This is a genomic window from Roseofilum sp., assembly GCF_982964205.1.
Window position 1 is genome coordinate 62357 of sequence record NZ_CEZBFX010000005.1, and the last position, 18125, is coordinate 80481.

At 45.8% G+C, this 18125-nt stretch carries 15 protein-coding genes and 1 pseudogene; 9 read left to right on the top strand and 7 right to left on the bottom strand.

Annotated elements, in window-relative coordinates; genetic code table 11:
• Window positions 1-154: 154 nt before the first annotated feature.
• The 5 genes from AC3A14_RS02665 to AC3A14_RS02685 form a co-directional block, all read right to left on the bottom strand.
• On the bottom strand, window positions 155-1549 hold the full coding sequence (locus AC3A14_RS02665) for an FAD-dependent oxidoreductase (protein WP_318731462.1): 1395 nt from the start codon (window positions 1547-1549) through the stop codon (window positions 155-157).
• A gap of 33 nt (window positions 1550-1582) precedes the next feature.
• Complete coding sequence (locus AC3A14_RS02670; RefSeq protein WP_318731463.1) at window positions 1583-2152, bottom strand: Uma2 family endonuclease; 570 nt, start codon at window positions 2150-2152, stop codon at window positions 1583-1585.
• 138 nt (window positions 2153-2290) lie between these two features.
• Window positions 2291-3706, bottom strand: a complete 1416-nt coding sequence (locus AC3A14_RS02675; RefSeq protein WP_318731464.1) for an NAD(P)(+) transhydrogenase (Re/Si-specific) subunit beta — start codon at window positions 3704-3706, stop codon at window positions 2291-2293.
• 67 nt (window positions 3707-3773) lie between these two features.
• Window positions 3774-4061 carry an NAD(P) transhydrogenase subunit alpha part 2 gene (locus AC3A14_RS02680; protein WP_271941602.1) on the bottom strand — a complete coding sequence of 96 codons (288 nt, stop codon included), beginning with the start codon at window positions 4059-4061 and terminating at the stop codon, window positions 3774-3776.
• A gap of 98 nt (window positions 4062-4159) precedes the next feature.
• Window positions 4160-5311 (bottom strand): Re/Si-specific NAD(P)(+) transhydrogenase subunit alpha, encoded by a 1152-nt coding sequence (locus AC3A14_RS02685; RefSeq protein ID WP_318731465.1) that lies wholly within the window; start codon window positions 5309-5311, stop codon window positions 4160-4162.
• A gap of 302 nt (window positions 5312-5613) precedes the next feature.
• Between AC3A14_RS02685 and AC3A14_RS02690 the strand changes: the two genes are divergently transcribed.
• The 7 genes from AC3A14_RS02690 (at window position 5614) to AC3A14_RS02720 (ending at window position 9878) form a co-directional block, all read left to right on the top strand.
• Window positions 5614-6159: a DUF2808 domain-containing protein gene (locus tag AC3A14_RS02690; RefSeq protein ID WP_318731466.1), complete on the top strand. Its 546-nt coding sequence runs from the start codon at window positions 5614-5616 to the stop codon at window positions 6157-6159.
• Window positions 6160-6494: 335 nt separating this feature from the next.
• Window positions 6495-6632: a 50S ribosomal protein L34 gene (gene rpmH, locus AC3A14_RS02695; RefSeq protein WP_271941585.1), complete on the top strand. Its 138-nt coding sequence runs from the start codon at window positions 6495-6497 to the stop codon at window positions 6630-6632.
• 112 nt (window positions 6633-6744) lie between these two features.
• Entirely contained in the window at window positions 6745-7122 is a 378-nt protein-coding gene (rnpA, locus tag AC3A14_RS02700) for a ribonuclease P protein component (RefSeq protein ID WP_413039039.1), read from the top strand.
• Entirely contained in the window at window positions 7112-7513 is a 402-nt protein-coding gene (locus AC3A14_RS02705; RefSeq protein WP_271941582.1) for a PH domain-containing protein, read from the top strand. The genes rnpA and AC3A14_RS02705 overlap by 11 nt, the downstream gene beginning before the upstream one ends.
• A gap of 118 nt (window positions 7514-7631) precedes the next feature.
• Window positions 7632-8822 (top strand): membrane protein insertase YidC, encoded by a 1191-nt coding sequence (gene yidC, locus AC3A14_RS02710; protein WP_318731468.1) that lies wholly within the window; start codon window positions 7632-7634, stop codon window positions 8820-8822.
• A 27-nt stretch (window positions 8823-8849) separates the two neighbouring features.
• Window positions 8850-9341, top strand: a complete 492-nt coding sequence (locus tag AC3A14_RS02715; RefSeq protein WP_318731469.1) for a Jag family protein — start codon at window positions 8850-8852, stop codon at window positions 9339-9341.
• 18 nt (window positions 9342-9359) lie between these two features.
• Complete coding sequence (locus AC3A14_RS02720; protein WP_413038755.1) at window positions 9360-9878, top strand: YceD family protein; 519 nt, start codon at window positions 9360-9362, stop codon at window positions 9876-9878.
• 43 nt (window positions 9879-9921) lie between these two features.
• On the opposite strand, the gene AC3A14_RS02725 is transcribed toward AC3A14_RS02720, so the two are convergent.
• Together AC3A14_RS02725 and AC3A14_RS02730 are read right to left on the bottom strand one after the other, a co-directional pair.
• Window positions 9922-16965, bottom strand: coding sequence for an amino acid adenylation domain-containing protein (locus AC3A14_RS02725; protein WP_487778905.1), 7044 nt, complete (start codon window positions 16963-16965; stop codon window positions 9922-9924).
• A gap of 147 nt (window positions 16966-17112) precedes the next feature.
• Complete coding sequence (locus tag AC3A14_RS02730) at window positions 17113-17499, bottom strand: hypothetical protein (RefSeq protein WP_318731471.1); 387 nt, start codon at window positions 17497-17499, stop codon at window positions 17113-17115.
• Between the two features lie 62 nt (window positions 17500-17561).
• On the opposite strand from AC3A14_RS02730, the pseudogene AC3A14_RS02735 reads away from it, so the two are divergent.
• Together AC3A14_RS02735 and AC3A14_RS02740 are read left to right on the top strand one after the other, a co-directional pair.
• Window positions 17562-17749, top strand: a pseudogene (locus tag AC3A14_RS02735) (element excision factor XisH family protein).
• Window positions 17737-18078 (top strand): XisI protein, encoded by a 342-nt coding sequence (locus AC3A14_RS02740; protein ID WP_318731472.1) that lies wholly within the window; start codon window positions 17737-17739, stop codon window positions 18076-18078. The pseudogene AC3A14_RS02735 and the gene AC3A14_RS02740 overlap by 13 nt, the downstream one beginning before the upstream one ends.
• Window positions 18079-18125 lie beyond the last annotated feature (47 nt).

The following is an 18125-nucleotide window of genomic DNA, read 5'->3' on the forward strand; positions in this document are numbered from 1 at the left end:
TGAGAATACGGGATGGCACAATTATTTGACATTATTGAAGATAAATACCAGTCAATATAACTGACTAAAAGACGCTGCTCTAGAACTGCGTTCATATATTGACTCAATAATCGCTGCTTTGAGTTAGTTAACCACAAGAGAGATACATCCAATCTCAACTTAAAGATCGGCCATGTATCCTTTGATTATAATCCTGCCATTCTTGGTCAGTTTGATATAATCCCCTCAACGTGGCTTGTTGCACTTGGGCCATAATTGGATAGCGAGTTTTTTCATATTCATCAAACACTTCATTAATTTTCTCTAGATCCTCTTCATAACCTTGCTCAAATAACTGAGAAATTCCCCTAGACAAACACCAAGCATCTTCCAAACCTTGGTTAGCACCTTGTCCAGCAAAAGGCGGCATTCCGTGAGCTGAATCTCCAGCTAAAACTATTTTTTCTCGATGCCATGGCAACTTAGGGATGCGCCCTTTTTGTAATTGAGGATCGGCCGTTTCTGGAAATGATAAATCAGCAGTAACCGGATAGATATAATAGGGACGAGCTACCATAGAATCTGCCGGAGATAAGCGTACTAACTCAAGCAATTCGTCTGGAAACTCTTCCTGGGTCAGAATATGAATGGTACGATCGATAATTTGGGGCTTGCTTTGTTGAGTTAATTCTTCTACAGAAAAACAATGATGCATGATGTAAGCAAATTGATGATTGGGGCGTTTAGCCAAAATCAAACGCGACTTGTTATTATTGATTCCCTGTGTTGAATGTTGGTTAAATATAGAGACTAAAGGCAATTGACCGATAAATTTTTCATAGATGGTTTGTGCTAAAGCATCAGGGATTTGTTCAGTACCTGTACATCCAATCAGACCATAACCGGAATACAAAGGAGGATTGTCTGGATAAATCAGACGGCGAACTGTAGAATTAATACCATCAGCAGCAACCACGAATTTAGCGCGAATAGATTGAATAGAAGTCGGTTCTGTAGAGGAATTTTCTGTGAAACTTTCTGGCCAATGAGCATAAATATTTGGGGATTCTTGACCATTAGATTGATAGTCAATTCTCAGATATCCTGTATCTGACTCTTGTACGATATTAACACAACGGCAATTGGCTTGAACTTGGGATTCAGATAGGAGCGTTCTTAAAGTTGTTTGCAAAGTGTACCAACCGATAGATACGCGCCCTTCTCCATAGGTTTTGAACCAATGGTCAAAACTCAGAGGAACAGCTCGCAAAATTTCACCTTGGGTATTTTTATAGATCCATTGAGGAGATGGAGAACTAGGCTGATCGGGAGAAGCTAAATATAAAGTTCCAGATTGTTTAACTGCGTCATATGCATCTGGATCAATCAGTTTCAGCGCCTTTAAACCATTCGGCAGTAAATCAAATCCCTGACCAACTTGACGAAATTCACGAGTTTTATCAATAACTAGGATATTTTCTAGACCTCGTTTTTGCAAACCGATTGCCGTAGCTAACCCTACTGGGCCAGCGCCCACAATTACCACATCATAGATAGGAACTTTAGTCATGGATAGAATTGAAATCTATTACTCGGTCATCTCTCACTGTGTCAAAACCTCATCATAAATCTCTGCCATTGTCAAGGTTAAACCCACTGAATTTAACTCTAAACTATCATCGGACTCTAAGATTTCTAGAGACCAGGTGCCGTCCGTATCCCGTCGATATACTTCCACCTTCATTTGGGTTTGAGAAACAAGAACATATTCCTGTAAACTGGGCAAACTTTGATAATTCAATCGTTTTTCTCGTCGATCTAAACTTTGAGTGGAAGGAGAAAGGACCTCTACAATTAGACAAGGACGAGTTTTATAGTATCTTTCCGTATCTTGAGGGTCACAAGTCACCATGACATCGGGATAATAAAAAAGCTCCGCAGTATCGCGAGCCATGGGCATATTAACTTTCATATCTGACATGAATGTTTTACAACCACTGCCCCGTAAGTGAGAGTTTAAGAAACTAGCAATATTGAGAGTAATACGATTATGTTCTTCGCTGCCACCAGACATGGCGAATATTTGGCCGCCAAGATATTCATGGCGGATGGGACTCTTTTTTTCACCTTCAAGATAATCTATTACAGAAATCAATGCTGTAGAAAGTTTCATGAGTTTGTCCTGGTTTGCGCGAATATCCTGATTATATCAAATCCGATGAATTAACCAACGATCGCCAGGGAATAAAAAGCAGTAGTGGCTCAAAGTTTTGAGCCACTACTCTCTCCATTTTATTGGAAATGACTACACCTACAACTCTTTGACACTAGAAACGAGTTGATTGACCATATCCTTAGCGCTACCAAAGAGCATCATCGTTTTATCCTTGTAAAACAACTCATTATCCACGCCAGCAAACCCAGTATTCAAACTGCGCTTAATGACAATGGTATGTTTGGCGCGATCTACTTCTAGAATGGGCATCCCATAAATGGGGCTATCCTGATTACTGCGAGCGGCAGGATTAACGACATCATTGGCTCCAATTACCAACGCTACATCAGTTTGGTCAAATTGAGGATTGATGTCATCCATGTCATAGAGTTGGTTGTAGGGAACATTGGCTTCTGCTAACAGCACATTCATGTGTCCTGGCATCCGTCCAGCAACAGGATGAATGGCATATTTGACTTCAACTCCTTGTTTTTCGAGTAAATCGGCTAACTCCCGGACGACATGCTGGGCTTGGGCAACTGCCATGCCATATCCGGGAACGACTACGACAGATTTGGAATAGCCGAGCATCATGGCTCCTTCTTCGGAGTCGATGCTGTGAACGGTTTGTTGTACTGCTCCTCCAGAACTTCCACTATTACTGGTTCCTTCAGCGGTGCCAAAGCCCCCAAAGAGAACATTGGTGAGGGTGCGGTTCATGGCTTTACACATGATTTGGGTGAGGATTAAACCAGAGGCTCCGACTAATGCACCGGAGATAATCAGGACGTTGTTCATCACCACAAATCCGGCGGCGCTGGCGGCTAAACCTGAAAGGGAGTTGAGGAGGGAGATAACTACGGGCATATCGCCGCCGCCAATGGGAATGACGAATAGGATACCTAGGAGTAAGGAAATTCCGGTCATCACCAGGAAAACCGGGGCGTTGATGGAGTCGTAGAGTAAATAGCCGGTTGTACCCAGAAAACCAATCAGCAGGAGGATATTAATGGGTTGTTGCAGGGGAAATTTAATCGGCGCTCCGGTGAGTAAGCCTTGGAGTTTTCCGAAGGCAATTAGAGAACCGGTGAGGGTAATGCCACCGATAAAGACGCTGAGAATAATGGAGAGATTGGCATCAATGGGAATGGGTTGCTGTTGGTTTAAGCGCCGCCAAAATTCGCCGATCGCCACTAGAGCAGATGCAGCTCCCCCCAAACCATTAAATAAGCCTACCATCTGAGGCATGGCTGTCATGGCGACCTGTTTAGCTGCGATCGCCCCAATCAGGGAACCAATAATAATCCCGACTAGAATAAATTCATAGTTGAGAACTTGTTGATCTAACAAGGTAACTACAACGGCTAAAAACATGGCAACAGACGCTAATAAATTCCCATGGCGAGCCGTTGCTGGAGAGCCGAGTTGTTTCAAACCAATGATAAACAAGGATGCAGAAACCAGATAAACCAGTTGAATCCCTGTGGGTAAATAATCCGTTAATGCTGTCATTTGGGTAATAGGGAATAGGGAATGGGGAATAGGGAATAGGGAATAGAAAATCTCCCAATCTTCGCGTTCAGGCTTCTTTCTTCTTGAACATTTGCAACATGCGATCGGTGACTAAAAAACCGCCCACCACGTTGATTGTGGCGCAGACAACGGCAATTAGACCGAGGATTACGCTAATGCTGAGGGTGCGATCGCCAGCCACAATTAAGGCCCCAATTAAGGCAATTCCAGAAATGGCATTCGCCCCAGACATCAAAGGGGTGTGTAGCGTAGGCGGAACTTTGTTAATCACTTCAAAGCCAGCAAAACTGGCCAGCACAAAGACAAATAAAGCGCCGATTAATGATTCTGTCATGATTTTAGTAATGGGTAATGGACATGGGGAATAGGGAATAGGGAATAGGGAATAGGGAATGCAGAATTCCCCTATCTACCCATCCCTACCTAAACCCGTTAACTCGCTAGAGCAGATTGTTCGCTGGCGATCGCCTCTTTAACTCGCTGATTGCGAATTTCTCCCCCGTGGGTGACTACAGTGCCGCTGATAATATCATCATCAAAATCGAGATTCAACTCGCCTTCTTTCACCAGATAATTCAGCAGAGTAGAGATATTTTTGGCATACATTTGTGAGGCATGAATGGCCATAGATGCAGGAAGATTGATCGGCCCAATGACGGTCACGCCTTCATAGACAACATCTTTACCCGCTTCGCTCACTTCACAATTGCCCCCTTGTTCAGCGGCCAAATCAACCACTACTGAACCGGGTTTCATTTGTGCCACCATTTCTTTCGTCACCAACCGAGGGGCTTTTTTCCCGGGAACTTGAGCGGTGGTAATCACCACATCCGCTGTTTTCACATGCTCGGCTACTAATTCTTGGGAGCGACGTTTGGAGTCTTCAGAAATTTCCCGTGCATAACCCCCTTCTGCTACAGTTTCTTCGTTGAGTGTGACTTCCACGAATTTAGCGCCCAAGCTTTGTACTTCTTCCTTGACAGCGGGACGAATATCAAAGGCTTCTACGACAGCTCCCAGTCGTCTAGCCGTGGCGATCGCCTGTAGACCCGCAACTCCAGCGCCAATGACAAATATTTTGGCTGGTCGAATGGTTCCCGCAGCCGTGGTTAACATGGGAAAGAACTTAGGTAGAGCCGCAGCAGCAATCAAAACGGCCTTATAACCGGCTACTCCCGCTTGAGAGGATAATGCGTCCATACTTTGGGCACGACTGGTACGGGGAATCAGTTCCATACTTAACGCCGTTACCTGAGCATTGGCCAGTTTCTGGATCATCTCTGGTTGACCCAAGGGATTTAAAAAGCTAATCAGTACCTTTCCGGGAGTCAGTAAACCGAGTTCTTCTTCGACTGGAGAGCCAACTTTTAACAACACATCTACTGCTTTCCATAATTTCTCTTTATCAGAAATAACTTGCGCTCCCGCTGCCTCATAGGCAGAATCCTCAAAACAGGACTGCTCGCCTAAGCCAGATTCAACCCAAATCTCTAACCCCTGTTTGGTTAACTTGGCGATCGCATCGGGAATTAAAGCAACTCGGCGTTCTTGATACTCAACTTCTTTCGCAACTCCTATTTTCATGGATATTCCTCTTCTATAGCGATCAATGGGCTATTGTCGAACCAGCACTATTGCTGGATGGATAGCACCGACTGGATTTGAGTCATTTGCATTTGGTTCCTATGGATCGTAGGCCGATCCCTGGAAACCCTAGGGGATCTTTAACTTGTTTTATGAATTAGGTATTTGTGGCACTTTTGCCTCCAGCCTTGCGTCCGCACTAGGGCCCCATAGGGGTGATGTTTGTCAATCTTGGGGTTTCTTTTGGTAAAGTTAAGTAACGTAGTTTTCAATCAAGGATGAGTGGATTTAGCGGTTTTCCTATGCTTAAAACATTAAAGTCGATCAAGTATCCTCTATTAGCTGCGGCGATCGCCACAGGTCTGGTGGCGGCTGTGCCTACCCTAACCTTCGCCAATGGTTTACCGGGACTGACTATCTTTGGGGGTCCTGGACGGGAAAATACTCTACCCTTCCGCCTTGACTATGATGGCATTGCCAATCAATGGGATCGCTATCGGCTTCGAGTTCCTCAAAAGAAACTCACAGAAGCAGTTCAGCAATTTACCATCTCCTACTCTGAAAGTCCCGCTAACTTTACAGGCATCATTGACCCAGATAAAGTGGAAGTTCGCATTAAAGGAAAAGCTCAACCCTTAGCAGAAGTGATTTGGGATCAAGAAAATAAATTGGTTGAGATTTACCCAGAAGACCCTATCCCCGCAGCAACGGGGAATTTAGAGTTGGTCTTTTCCAATGTCAAAAACCCCGGATTTGGCATTTATCGGTTTAAGTGCTTAATCTTCACCCCTGGTGAAGTGCCCCTACCTCGCTATATCGGAACCTGGGAAGTGAGCATTAGTCCATAATTGACGGGAATAGGGGGATGGAGGGACAGGGGAGGCGCACAGACGTGGAGATAGCTTGCTCCCTATTACCTATTACCTATTCCCTGTTCTGCCGTTTCAGGGAACATCCCGTGATCTATGGTATAATGAGCGATTGTGACATTTTTATTACATAAGAACCGCAGGGCTTGCGGGGATAGTCTGTGGAGCGAACGTAAGACCATAAAACTTGCTAATGAGTAGAGGCGGTTGCTAAGAAGCAGAAAGCTTAAATCGTGAGATTTAGGAATCCCCGTGTCTTCAGACCGGGGAGGATGTCAATTGAGTCGCTAACCCATTTAAGTGAAACCAATTCTATGAGTAAACGAACCTTAGAAGGAACCAACCGCAAACAAAAGAGAACATCAGGGTTTCGGGCCCGGATGCGCAGTAATACCGGCCGTCGAGTAATTCGCACGCGTCGTAAAAAAGGCCGTCATCGGTTAACGGTTTAAGATTTACAGCTAATGCGAATGAGAGGAAATCCTTGCTGGTTAAGAGGTCATGGTGAAATCGGAAGAAATCCCCCATGACCTCTTACCCATGACCAGCGCGAAGCGCTATATCATGCTCCCCAAAGCTAATCGACTGAAAAATAGACGACATTTTGTCGGAGTCTATCGTCAAGGAAGCCGACATGAAACCACCCATTTGACCCTAAGGGCTTTAGGACCAAAACTTTCTCGTTCGCAAAATGCCCATCGTCCAAGCCACCCTACCCAAATTGGCATTGCGATTGGCAAAAAAGTTGATAAACGAGCCGTTTATCGTAATCGAATAAAACGGCAAATGCGGGCCAAACTCCGCCAACTGCTCCCCAAAATTCAGAGGGGGTGGAGATTGGTATTTATTGTGCGCCCAAGTGTTCAATCCTGCAATTGGGACGAATTTCTGCAAGAATTAGAGCAGTTATTGGCACAGGCAGAGGTACTGAATGGGAATTAAAGAAGATGTCATCTATGATGGCGGCCCCCATATTGGAGATTTAATCTTCAATATTTTTATCGGTTTTACCATTATTGCTCTCCCCTTAACCATTGGTTCGATTATTCGAGCGATTTGGTCTCGATATCGGATTACCAGCCGCCGGGTTTCCAGTGTTGGAGGATGGATGGGACGCAACCGCACGGATGTAATTTACTCGGAAATCTCCCAAGTGGTCGTTGTTCCTAGGGGATTTGGATCGTGGGGAGATATGGTGATTACGCTCAAGGATGGCAGTCGTCTAGAACTGCGATCGCTCCCCCAGTTTCGGGAACTGTATGACTATATCAATGGCAAAATCTCCAAAAATGCCCAAACGAAAAGTGGCTCTGGGAGTAAGGTTAACGCCTAATTCTTTATTCGTCCGAGGACAGTCTGACTGTTCTCGGTGAAAATTAATCAGATCAAGCCTCCGACAATCAGATACACTGAAGAGGCAGTTCCTCAGCGCAAAGGTTGACTCACGACGAATGGACTTTGGTATTGGTTTTCTTTCTAGCAACGTTATGCTACCGATCCTAGATTTTTTCTACGGGATCGTACCGAGCTATGGTTTGGCGATCGTCGCCCTAACCTTGGTCATTCGGTTTGCTCTGTATCCCCTCAGTGCCGGATCGATTCGCAGTATGCGCCGCACCCGTGTGGTACAGCCCTACATGCAAAAGCGACAAGAAGAAATTCGCAATCGCTACAAAGATGACCCCACAAAACAACAGGAAGAGATGGCTAAACTCTTTAAAGAGGTGGGGAATCCCTTAGCTGGGTGTTTGCCAGTCCTGATTCAAATGCCGGTGCTATTTGCTCTATTTGCCACATTGCGAGGATCGCCGTTTGCCGATGTTAACTATACGGTGGATGTGCAGATTTTCCCCCAAGAACAGATTCAGCGAATTCAACCCCAAATTTATGCCACGAAACCCCAAAACATCTATATCGAAGATGGGGTTCATGCTAAAGTAGCGGCAATTTTGCCTGGAGGTAATAAAATTGGGGTGGGCGAGAAAACCCAAATTAACCTACAAACTGTAGAAGGACAAACGGTTAACGAGTTGGTGGCTCAATATCCAGATCGGGGACAAAAGTTACAACCGACTTGGACGATAACTAAGGGTGAAGAGTTTGTTGAGGTTAATCCCGATGGCTCTTTAGTTGCTCTTCAACCGGGAGAAGTGACCCTTCAAGGGACAGTCCCAGGATTAGCAGCAGAGAAAGGATTTTTATTTATTAAAGCTCTCGGAAGAGTTGGGGCTGTTGATGATAATGGCAATATTAACTTTGACATCCTCGGAATGGTGTTGTTCTTCGGGGTCAGTTTGTATCTGAACCAGGTTCTGTCTGGCCAGGGAGGAACCAGTACTAATAATGATGCCAATTCCCAGCAACAAACCATTAATAAGATTACGCCCATTATCTTTACAGGGATGTTCTTATTCTTTCCCTTACCGGCTGGGGTTTTGATGTATATGGTGATTGCCAATATTTTCCAAACGGCACAAACGTTTATTTTGTCTAAGGAACCGTTGCCGGAAAATCTCCAGAAGTTAGTCGAGGAGAAAGGCCTGAGCGTTAGTCCTGCGGGTACCATATCCGACAATCGTGCGGATCTGCCTTTTGAAAAGCGGTCTAAAAAGAAGACTAAACCGGAATCGAAAAAGAAATAGGCCTCGGTAGCAGCGATGAAGGAAACCATGCAAAAGCGCGGCCAGGAGTGGCTAGAAAACCTGTTAAACAAGATGGGACTAACCACTGCGGTGAAGGTGGAGGTAATTGAAGGATGGTCAGGACAGGAAACGTCTTGGTTAATGATTGACCCTTCACCTTTGAATGAGTCCCAGATTGAACAGTTGGTGGGTACGGGGGGCGAAAGTTTAGATGCCATTCAGTATCTGATTAATGCAATTCTCAATCTGGGACAAGACCGGGAGGAACAGGGGTCGTTTACAGTTGAGTTGAATGGCTATCGTCACCAGCGACAGCAGGAAGTGCAGAAAATGGCTGAGGTGGCGGCTTATACGGTGCGTCAAACGGCGATCGCGTATGAGATGAAGGCGCTCTCATCGGCGGAAAGGCGAGAAGTGCATCAGTTTTTGCAATCGCATGAGGATCTAGAGACGGAGAGTGTCGGTAAGGAGCCTCATCGATGCTTGATTGTACGAGTGCGATCCCAGCTCACGGAGTAGTTTGCAAGGAGGTGGATGATGCAGATGATCCATATTCCTGGGTTGTTGAAGTGCCCAGATGGAAAACTCAAGATTGAGGTTGATGAGTATTTGGATGGGTTAGATTCTTTGATGCCTGTTGAGGGCTGGATTAAGATGATTCACCAAGGGAGTTATTTGGAGGTGAAGGCGATCGCCGAAACGATCGTAACCCTGAAGTGCGATCGCTGTCTGCAACAATATAATTATCGACTGCGGGCGAAAGCGAAGGAAATGATTTGGCTCGATCCCAATGCCGAGACTCTCAATGATAATCTACCGTTAGAGCGAGAAGTGGCTTTAGAGGATTTGGTGGAAACCCTATCCCCTCAAGGTCATTTTGACCCTGAAGCTTGGCTCTACGAACAGCTTTGCTTAAGACTTCCCCATCGGCAATTATGCGATAAAGATTGTCCAGGAATTGAGGTGACTCAGGAAATGGCTGCACCTGACGATACTGCTATGGATTCCCGTTGGTCAGCTTTGGCAAGTCTTAAGGATCAATTCCCACGAGCTTAATCATAAAACTCTAATCTATTTAACCAGACTTGATCTTGGATCGCTATTGTGCCTGATTCAAGCAAGCTTCCAGCTTTTGGGCGAGAACCCAGACGTGGGGCGATCGTATCATCCCATAATGGTCGCCGGGAATCATATAAGTTTCCAACTCCCCTGTCACCCAAGTACTCCACCCTCGGTCTTCTTCTAGTTCACTGGCTGCAAATAGAGCGACTCGACCCCAATAAGGCTGAGGTTGATAATCGTATACGGCCTTCAGGTTTGCTTTGAAAACCTCAAACAACCAATCCATCTGTTTAAGGGAGATTTCTCGCGGCAAAATATTCAGGCGTTTGGCTTCAGTTAAGATGCGACCTAACTGTTCTGAGGGTTGAAGCGGGTAAAGTTCATGGGTCGAAATTGAGAACTCTGTACCAAATATACCGCCGAGATCGCCCAATAGAGTATTCATCAAAAAAGCCTCATCAATCGGTTGTTGATTGTGGCTCGGTGCATAGCTGTCAATCAACGCCAGTAGCTCGACGTTTTGCCCCAAAGTTTGCAACTGCCGTGCCATTTCCCAAGCAACGATACCGCCCATTGACCAGCCGCTCAGATAGTACGGACCGGCGGGCTGAATTTCCTGTAATACTTCTATATAAATAGCCGCCATCTCTTCTATTGTTGTCAAAGGTTCCTGTTCGCCAGATAACCCCAGAGACTGCAAGCCATAAAATGGTCGGTTGTTGCCCAGATTTTGGGCTAGCTCTGCATAACACAGAACGTTGCCGCCAACCGGATGTACGCAGAACAATGGTGGCAACTCTCCTGAAGATTGAATCGGCACCAAGGGAGAATGGGAGCGGACTTGGCTTTGGGAGGAGAGCAAATGGGCTTGGCTTTCGATCGTCGGTTCTGTAAACAGAGTAGTCAAAGGTAGGTGAATGCCTAATTGCCGTTCGATGCGAGCCATCAAACGAACGGCTAACAGGGAATGACCGCCCAATTCAAAGAAGTTGTCTTGTACTCCAAGGGTGGAAATTTTGAGAACTTCCGACCAAATTTGGCATAGTTGTAGTTCCGTAGTGGTGCGGGGGGCGATCGCTCCTTTTTCTCTCTGTTCTTTATCTGGTGCAGGGAGGGCGCGGCGATTTACTTTGCCATTAGGCGTTAGAGGCAATGCCTCTAAAAACACAAATGCACTGGGAACCATGTAGTCCGGTAGCTTCGTTTTCAGGAAACCGCGCACATCAGACCCCGCTAGTTCTTCTGCCTCGGAAACGATATAGGCTACTAGACGCTTATCCCCGGTCGAATCTTCGCGGATGATAACGATTGCTTCACGTACTTCTGGATGTTGGGCTAAAGTTGCTTCAATCTCTCCGAGTTCGATGCGGAAACCTCTGATTTTCACTTGGTTGTCGATGCGTCCGATAAATTCAATCTTGCCATCCGGGAGATAGCGCGCTTTATCGCCGGTTTTGTAAAGGCGCGAACCCGGTTCGTCACTAAAGGGATTGGAGATAAACTTTTGCTCGGTTAATTCGGGGCGGTTGAGATAGCCTCGCGCTAACCCTGCACCGCCGATATGGAGTTCGCCCGGTACGCCTATGGGGACAGGCTGGAGATGCTGGTCGAGAATATAGATTTGGGTATTGGGAAGAGGACACCCCAGAGGAAGCGTTGAACTATTTTCTATTGATAACTCTGGCTCCAATCGATAAGTTAATACGCCAACGGTCGCTTCAGTCGGTCCGTAATGATTGAAGATCGTACATTGGGGAGCTTGAGATTGAAGGTAACCCACCCAATCGGAACGAGAAGCTTCACCGCCTAAGATTAGAACTTGACGGGGTAACAATTGCTCGGAACGAGACGAGCTTTGCAAAGCCATGAGATGGGAGGGCACAATTTTGAGGCAATCAATGTTTTGGTGCTGTATATAATCTCCTAAAGCATCAGGTTGAGAAGATGTTTCTTGGGAGATGATATGAAGACATCCTCCTGTGCATAAAGCTGGAAAAATGATCGTGTTCCCTAAATCAGTAGTAATACTAGAGACCAAAGCAAAGTGTTCACAAGAGTTGAGATTAAATTGCCGAACAATCCCATGAAGGTAGTTGATCATCGATTTATGTGCGATCGCGACTCCTTTGGGTTGACCCGTAGTTCCTGATGTGTAAATAACGTAGAGCAAGTTGTCTGGCTTGGCTTGAGTCACTAAGTTGCTATTTGCTTCTTGTGCGATTACGCTCCAATCTACATCTAACAAAACCTGACGTACTCGCTCTTGTAGCTGTAGATGCCCCAACTTTTTCTCAGTCAGCAACACTGATACTTGGGCATCTAAGATTTGATAAGCTAATCTATCTGGAGGAGAATTGGGGTCTAAAGGCAGATACGCCCCACCTGCTTTAAGAATTCCCAACAGTCCTACTATCATTTCCACAGAGCGCTCTACACAAATCCCCACCAGCACATCCTGCCCGACTCCCAAGTTTTGCAAATAATGCGCCAATTGATTTGCTTTCCCGTTGAGTTCCCGATAGGTTAGCTGTTTGTCCTCAAAAACCACTGCTACAGAATCGGGAGTGCGTTTTACTTGCTCCTCAAATAACTGGTGGATGCACCGATCCTGGAGATATTCGACTTGGGTATCGTTCCACTCTACTAATAATTGATGGCGTTCCGCTTCTATCAGTAACGGTAGTTCGCTAACTGGTGCTTTGGGATTAGCTAGAATTCCTTCTAGCAACGTCTTGAAATGCCCCATCATGCGACGAATTGTTGTGGATTCAAACAAATCGCGATTGTATTCCCAATAGCCAATTAATCCCGCTGCTGTCTCCTCCATGGACAACGTTAAATCGAACTTGGCTTTGGCGCTTTCTATCTGTAACCAATTAAAACTCACCTCCGGTAACTCCAGAGGTTTCATCGGTGCATTTTGCAGAGCAAACATCACCTGAAAAATCGGCGAGTGGCTGAGGCTGCGTTCTGGTTGCAATGCCTCCACCAACTGCTCAAACGGGACATCTTGATGGGCGTAGGCATCCAAACAAGTTTGCCGCACTTGTTGCAAAAGTTGGGAGAAACTGGGATTGTCTTCAAATTGACTTCGCAACACCAAAGTATTGACAAAAAATCCAATCAGTCCTTCTATTTCGCTGCGGTTGCGGTTAGCAATGGGCGTACCGACAACAATATCTTCTTGAGAGCTATAGCGATAAAGTAAGGTGCTAAATGTGGCAAATAGGGTCATAAATAGAGTCACGCCCAACTCCTGACTCAGACGCTTTAGCCGTTGGGTAAATTCAATTCCCAGTTCAAAAAACTCTTTCCCTCCGTTAGCCGTCTGCACGGTTTTCCGGGGATAATCCGTGGGCAATTCTAATAAAGGAGGTGTTCCGGCTAACTGTTGTTTCCAGTAAGTCAGTTGGGGCGCGAGCATTTCCGCAGTCGCCGGTTGCCGCTGCCAGCAAGCAAAATCAGCATATTGGATGGGCAGTGGGGGTAATGGTGACGGTTTCCCTTGCACATAAGCCCCGTAGAGAACTTCTAACTCGTGGCTCAATACTCCTGTTGACCAGCCATCAGTAATAATATGGTGCATGGTGAGCAACAGTACATAATCATCGGGGGCTAACTGGAATAGGGTTACTCGTAGTAAAGGATCGTTTGCTAGGTCAAAGGGTTGCTGAATTTCTTCTGCGGCTAAACGCTGCAACTCAAGAAACCGGGTTTCTGTGTCAGTATTGGCTGTAGAAGCGAGTTGACTAAAGAAACCGGGTTTCTGAATCTCGTGAATCACCCGGACTGGAGAACCCTCTACGGCTTGATAATTAGTCCGCAAGCTCTCGTGACGGCGAACAATTTCTTGCAGTGCCATCTCTAGGGCTTCTATCGAGAGCGAACCCGTCAAACGCAAGGCTTCTTGCTCGTTATAGGCGATACTTTTTTCCTGCAATTGATCGAGAAACCATAAGCGTTGTTCGGCAAACGAGAGGGGGAGTTCTGCTTCTCGCGGTATGGGTTGGATGGTTGCTTGTTGTTGGCTGGAAGTGCCGAGTAGAGTTTCTGCCAATTCTGCTACGGTTGGCGATTCAAATAACCGATGCAAGGATAGTTCAACCCCAAAAGTATCCCGGACTCGCGAAATCAGTTGAGTCGCTTGGATGGAATCTCCTCCCAACATAAAGAAGTTGTCTAGGACTCCAATTTCATTGAGCGTTAACAATTCTGCCCAAAGTCCGGCGAGAATTTCTTCGGTGGGAGTTCGCGGTGCAACTAATTCTACATCGAGAACTGGGCGAGATTTATCTGGGGCGGGTAGGGCGCGGCGATCGACTTTACCGCTGGGACTTAGGGGCAGTTTGTCCAGAACCACAAATGCCGATGGAACCATATAATCGGGCAGTTTTTCTTGCAGGAACTCGCGCAACTGAGGAATTAATTGATGGTGTTGCTTGCCGGTGTAGGGCTGATTGGCATAAGCACTCCAAGGTTTGAGTCCGTTTTCTTGAGGTGCAATAATCGTGCTGTCTGGAATGATGTTGCTGTCGGAGCGAATAAATAGGACATCATAGTAAGCTTCACTACTATTGCCTGAGCAAGTAATGTTAATCCGATAATCGACTTCGGATTCCAATTGCCACCAATCTTCGGGTTCAATGCCTTCTGGGGTAATCTGTTGTCGCAGTTCTCCGACAGTTTCGGGACATTCAGGACTGGCTAATCTTTCTATCGCTTGCAAGTCTGCCCAAATTCTGGCGTTAGGAACGCGGGTGAGAACGAGGATTTCTGGGGCAGTTTCTTGCAGTTGTTGGCGAACTTTCGCCACAGTTAAATTATCTGGTTGCCAGTTTAGATAAATGGGGGGTTTTGTGGCATTTTGGGATTTTTTGCCAATATGAAGAACGATATCGTAGCGGAAACGAGTGAGTTCGTTTTGGTAATGCCCGCGCTTGAGTTGGATTTCTACATGGCTAATTTGGGGTAAGTGTTGTTTGAGGGCGATGAAGAAATCCGGGTCGATAATGAGTCGTTGCTCTCGCGAGAGGCGATCGCCGATCCTGTGCCTTAATTGTGCTACAGACAGTTCAGCGGACGCTTGATATAACTGCACTGAGGTATGAAAGGCTTCCAACAAGGGCAAACTGAGGATGTCCCCTAGGAAAATTTGGCCTCCGGGTTCAACTAACGATACCGCCGTTTCGATAACTTCCACTAAATAATCGATACTGGGGAAAAACTGAATTACTGAGTTGGAGATAGCGGTGTCAAAAGTTTCTTGGACTATTTCACCTAATCCATCTGCTGGAGTCTGTCGCAAGGTGACTGACTGGGCTAACTCGTTATTACCCATTTGTCGTTCTAGGTAACGAATGGCTTCCCCTGAAAGATCCGTGGCGTAGTAATGCTGGCATTGGGGAGCCATCCGAAACAGGAGTAAACCCGTGCCGCAGCCAATTTCTAATAATCGATCGGGCTGCAACGACAGAATCCGCTCTACGGTATAGTCAACCCATTCTTGCACTTGTTCGGGGTCGAGGTCTTTGCCGGTATAAGAGTCGTTCCAGCCACCAATATGAAAGCTACCGTCTTGGGTTTCGTCGGGTTGGATATAAGCTTCATCCCAGATTTTCTGCCATTTTTGGGTCTGTTCGCTGGTATCTTCTGGATTTTGCTCGTCAGTGGCAGAACCGGGAACGATGTATGCGACTAAGCGTTTCTGGTTGGGGACATCTTCTCTTGCTTCAACGATCGCCTGTTTGACTTCTGGATTTTGGCTGAGGGTGGCTTCGATTTCTCCGAGTTCGATGCGATAGCCCCGTACTTTTACTTGGTGGTCGATGCGTCCAAGATATTCAATATTGCCATCGGGTAAGTAGCGAGCTAAATCTCCAGTTTTGTAGAGACGGGAGTTGGGGTCTTGGCTAAAGGGATTAGGAATAAATTTTTCTGCGGTGAGTTCTAGTCTGTTTAAATATCCCCGCGCTAAACCTGAACCCCCGATATGCAGTTCTCCGGATTCGCCAATGGGAACGGGTTCTCGATCTGAATCGAGAATATAAGTTTTCGTGTTAGCAATCGGTTGTCCGATCGCTATTTTCCCTTCACCGGGTTTGACTCGGTACAGGGTTGCCCAAACGGTAATTTCTGTCGGCCCGTATAAGTTCCAAAGAGAGGCACATTTTTCTAATAATGGGTTAGCTAATGTCCTGGATAAGCGCTCTCCGGTGGAAATGATTTTCAGGTTTTGGCTCCCTTGCCAACCGGCATCTAACAGCATTCGCCACGTGGCTGGAGTGGCTGACATGATTGTGGCACTGTGTTGGTGAATTAATGCCATTAACTGTGCGGGGTCTTTGGCAACTTCACGACGGGCAATAACAACTTTTCCGCCGACATTTAAAGGCCCATAGATTTCTGGGACTGAAACATCAAAAGAAATGGTGGTCACAGCAATCATGGTGTCTTGAATGCTCAATCCCGGAGAAGTGGCGATCGAATGTAACAAATTCGCGACTGAACGATGGGCAATTTGCACGCCTTTGGGTTTGCCTGTGGAGCCGGAAGTGTAGATAATATAGGCTAAGTTTTCAGCATTAATATTACTTTCTAGGTTTTCTGGACTCTGTTGCGATATCTTGTCCCAATCCTTGTCTAAGTTAACCCATTTTAAAGCAGGCGATCCCCCCCAACCCGATATGAGTTGCTCTTGGGTGACGACAATTGACAAAGCGGCATCTTCAACCATCAAGGCAATTCGCTCTTGGGGATAAGCGGGGTCTAAGGGTACATAAGCGCCACCGGCTTTGAGAATTCCCAACATAGCCACTACCATGTCCAAGGAGCGATCGACGCACAGACCCACCAATACCTCTGGTCCGACTCCCAACCCTTGCAAGTGGCGAGCCAGTTGGTTGGCTTTGGCGTTTAACTGCCGATAGGTCAGTCGTTGAGACTCGAATACAACAGCCACGGAGTCAGGAGTCCGGTTCGCTTGGGCTTCAAATAACTGATGGATGCACTTATCTTGGGGATAGTCGGCTTGAGTATTGTTCCAGGAGGGTAATGGGCGATCGCTTGCTGATGCTGTGGTCATAGACTAATTTTCCGGTTTAACTTGGGAGCTAGGGTAAGTTCCTAGTTTATTTTATAGGGCGATCGCTCCTACTTCTCGAATCTTCTATAAACAATACTTTAATTCCTGTGTAGAACTTGGACTATAGTTAGTTTTAGCCTTATTACTCTAGCCTAAACCCCCAAGCAATCCTAAAATCATACCCAAGACCAAGACCAAAATAAGAGCCACCAATGTAACGATCAAAACCCAGTATTGTAAGGTGTAAAGTTTTCGCAACTCTCCTAATGCACCCATTAAATGTTCTATATCCTGACCTTCAGTATCGACAATTCGCTTAAAGGCAGTAGAGGCTTGGTATGTCCAAATACCGATTAAAAAATCAGCCACTCCTGAGATCGTGGCTCCGATACCTTCTTCCGATCCGCGCAGTCCAAAGATGACCGTTAGCACTCCACCAATCATCAAAAAGATACTGACAAATTTCATGCGACTGGCTAATTGCCCAATCAGCGCATTTTGGGAACCATCAAATTCATAATTATCAAATTGCATAGTTAGAGCCTATTGTAAATAGACTCTGATATAATATCAGAGTGTTTACCCAGAGATCGAAGATGCCAGCCAAAGATATTTATCATGATGCAGTCAAACATGCCTTGATTAAAGACGGTTGGACAATAAAGATGACGTTTACGAAAACTTTTTTAGGAGAAAATCAATTCAAGAGGTGGCCAAAGTCAATCAGCTCTGGTTAATTGTGGTTGATATGGAGAAGGAAGAAGTCATACCATGGATAAATTAGAACACTATCGCGACTTGATTCAACAAATTTTAACTGAATATCATGAATGGGTCTCTGGTTCATCAAATCTAGATCGAGAAAGTTGTTTAGTGTTTGATGAAACTCACGACCAATATTTTTGGCTGTTTATGGGGTGGGACGGGAAGAAGAAAATTAGAAATATTCATGTTCATATTCGGATTAAAAATGAGAAAATTTATATTGAAGAGGATTGGACGGAAGAAGGGATAGCCAATGAGCTATTGCTGAAAGGACTATCGAAGGAGGAGATTGTATTGGCGTTTCACGATCCGGAGACTCGGAAGTTTACGGAATTTGCGATCGCCTAATCCCATCTCTCTAAGTTCGTAGGTTGGATTAAGGAACGAAACCCAAC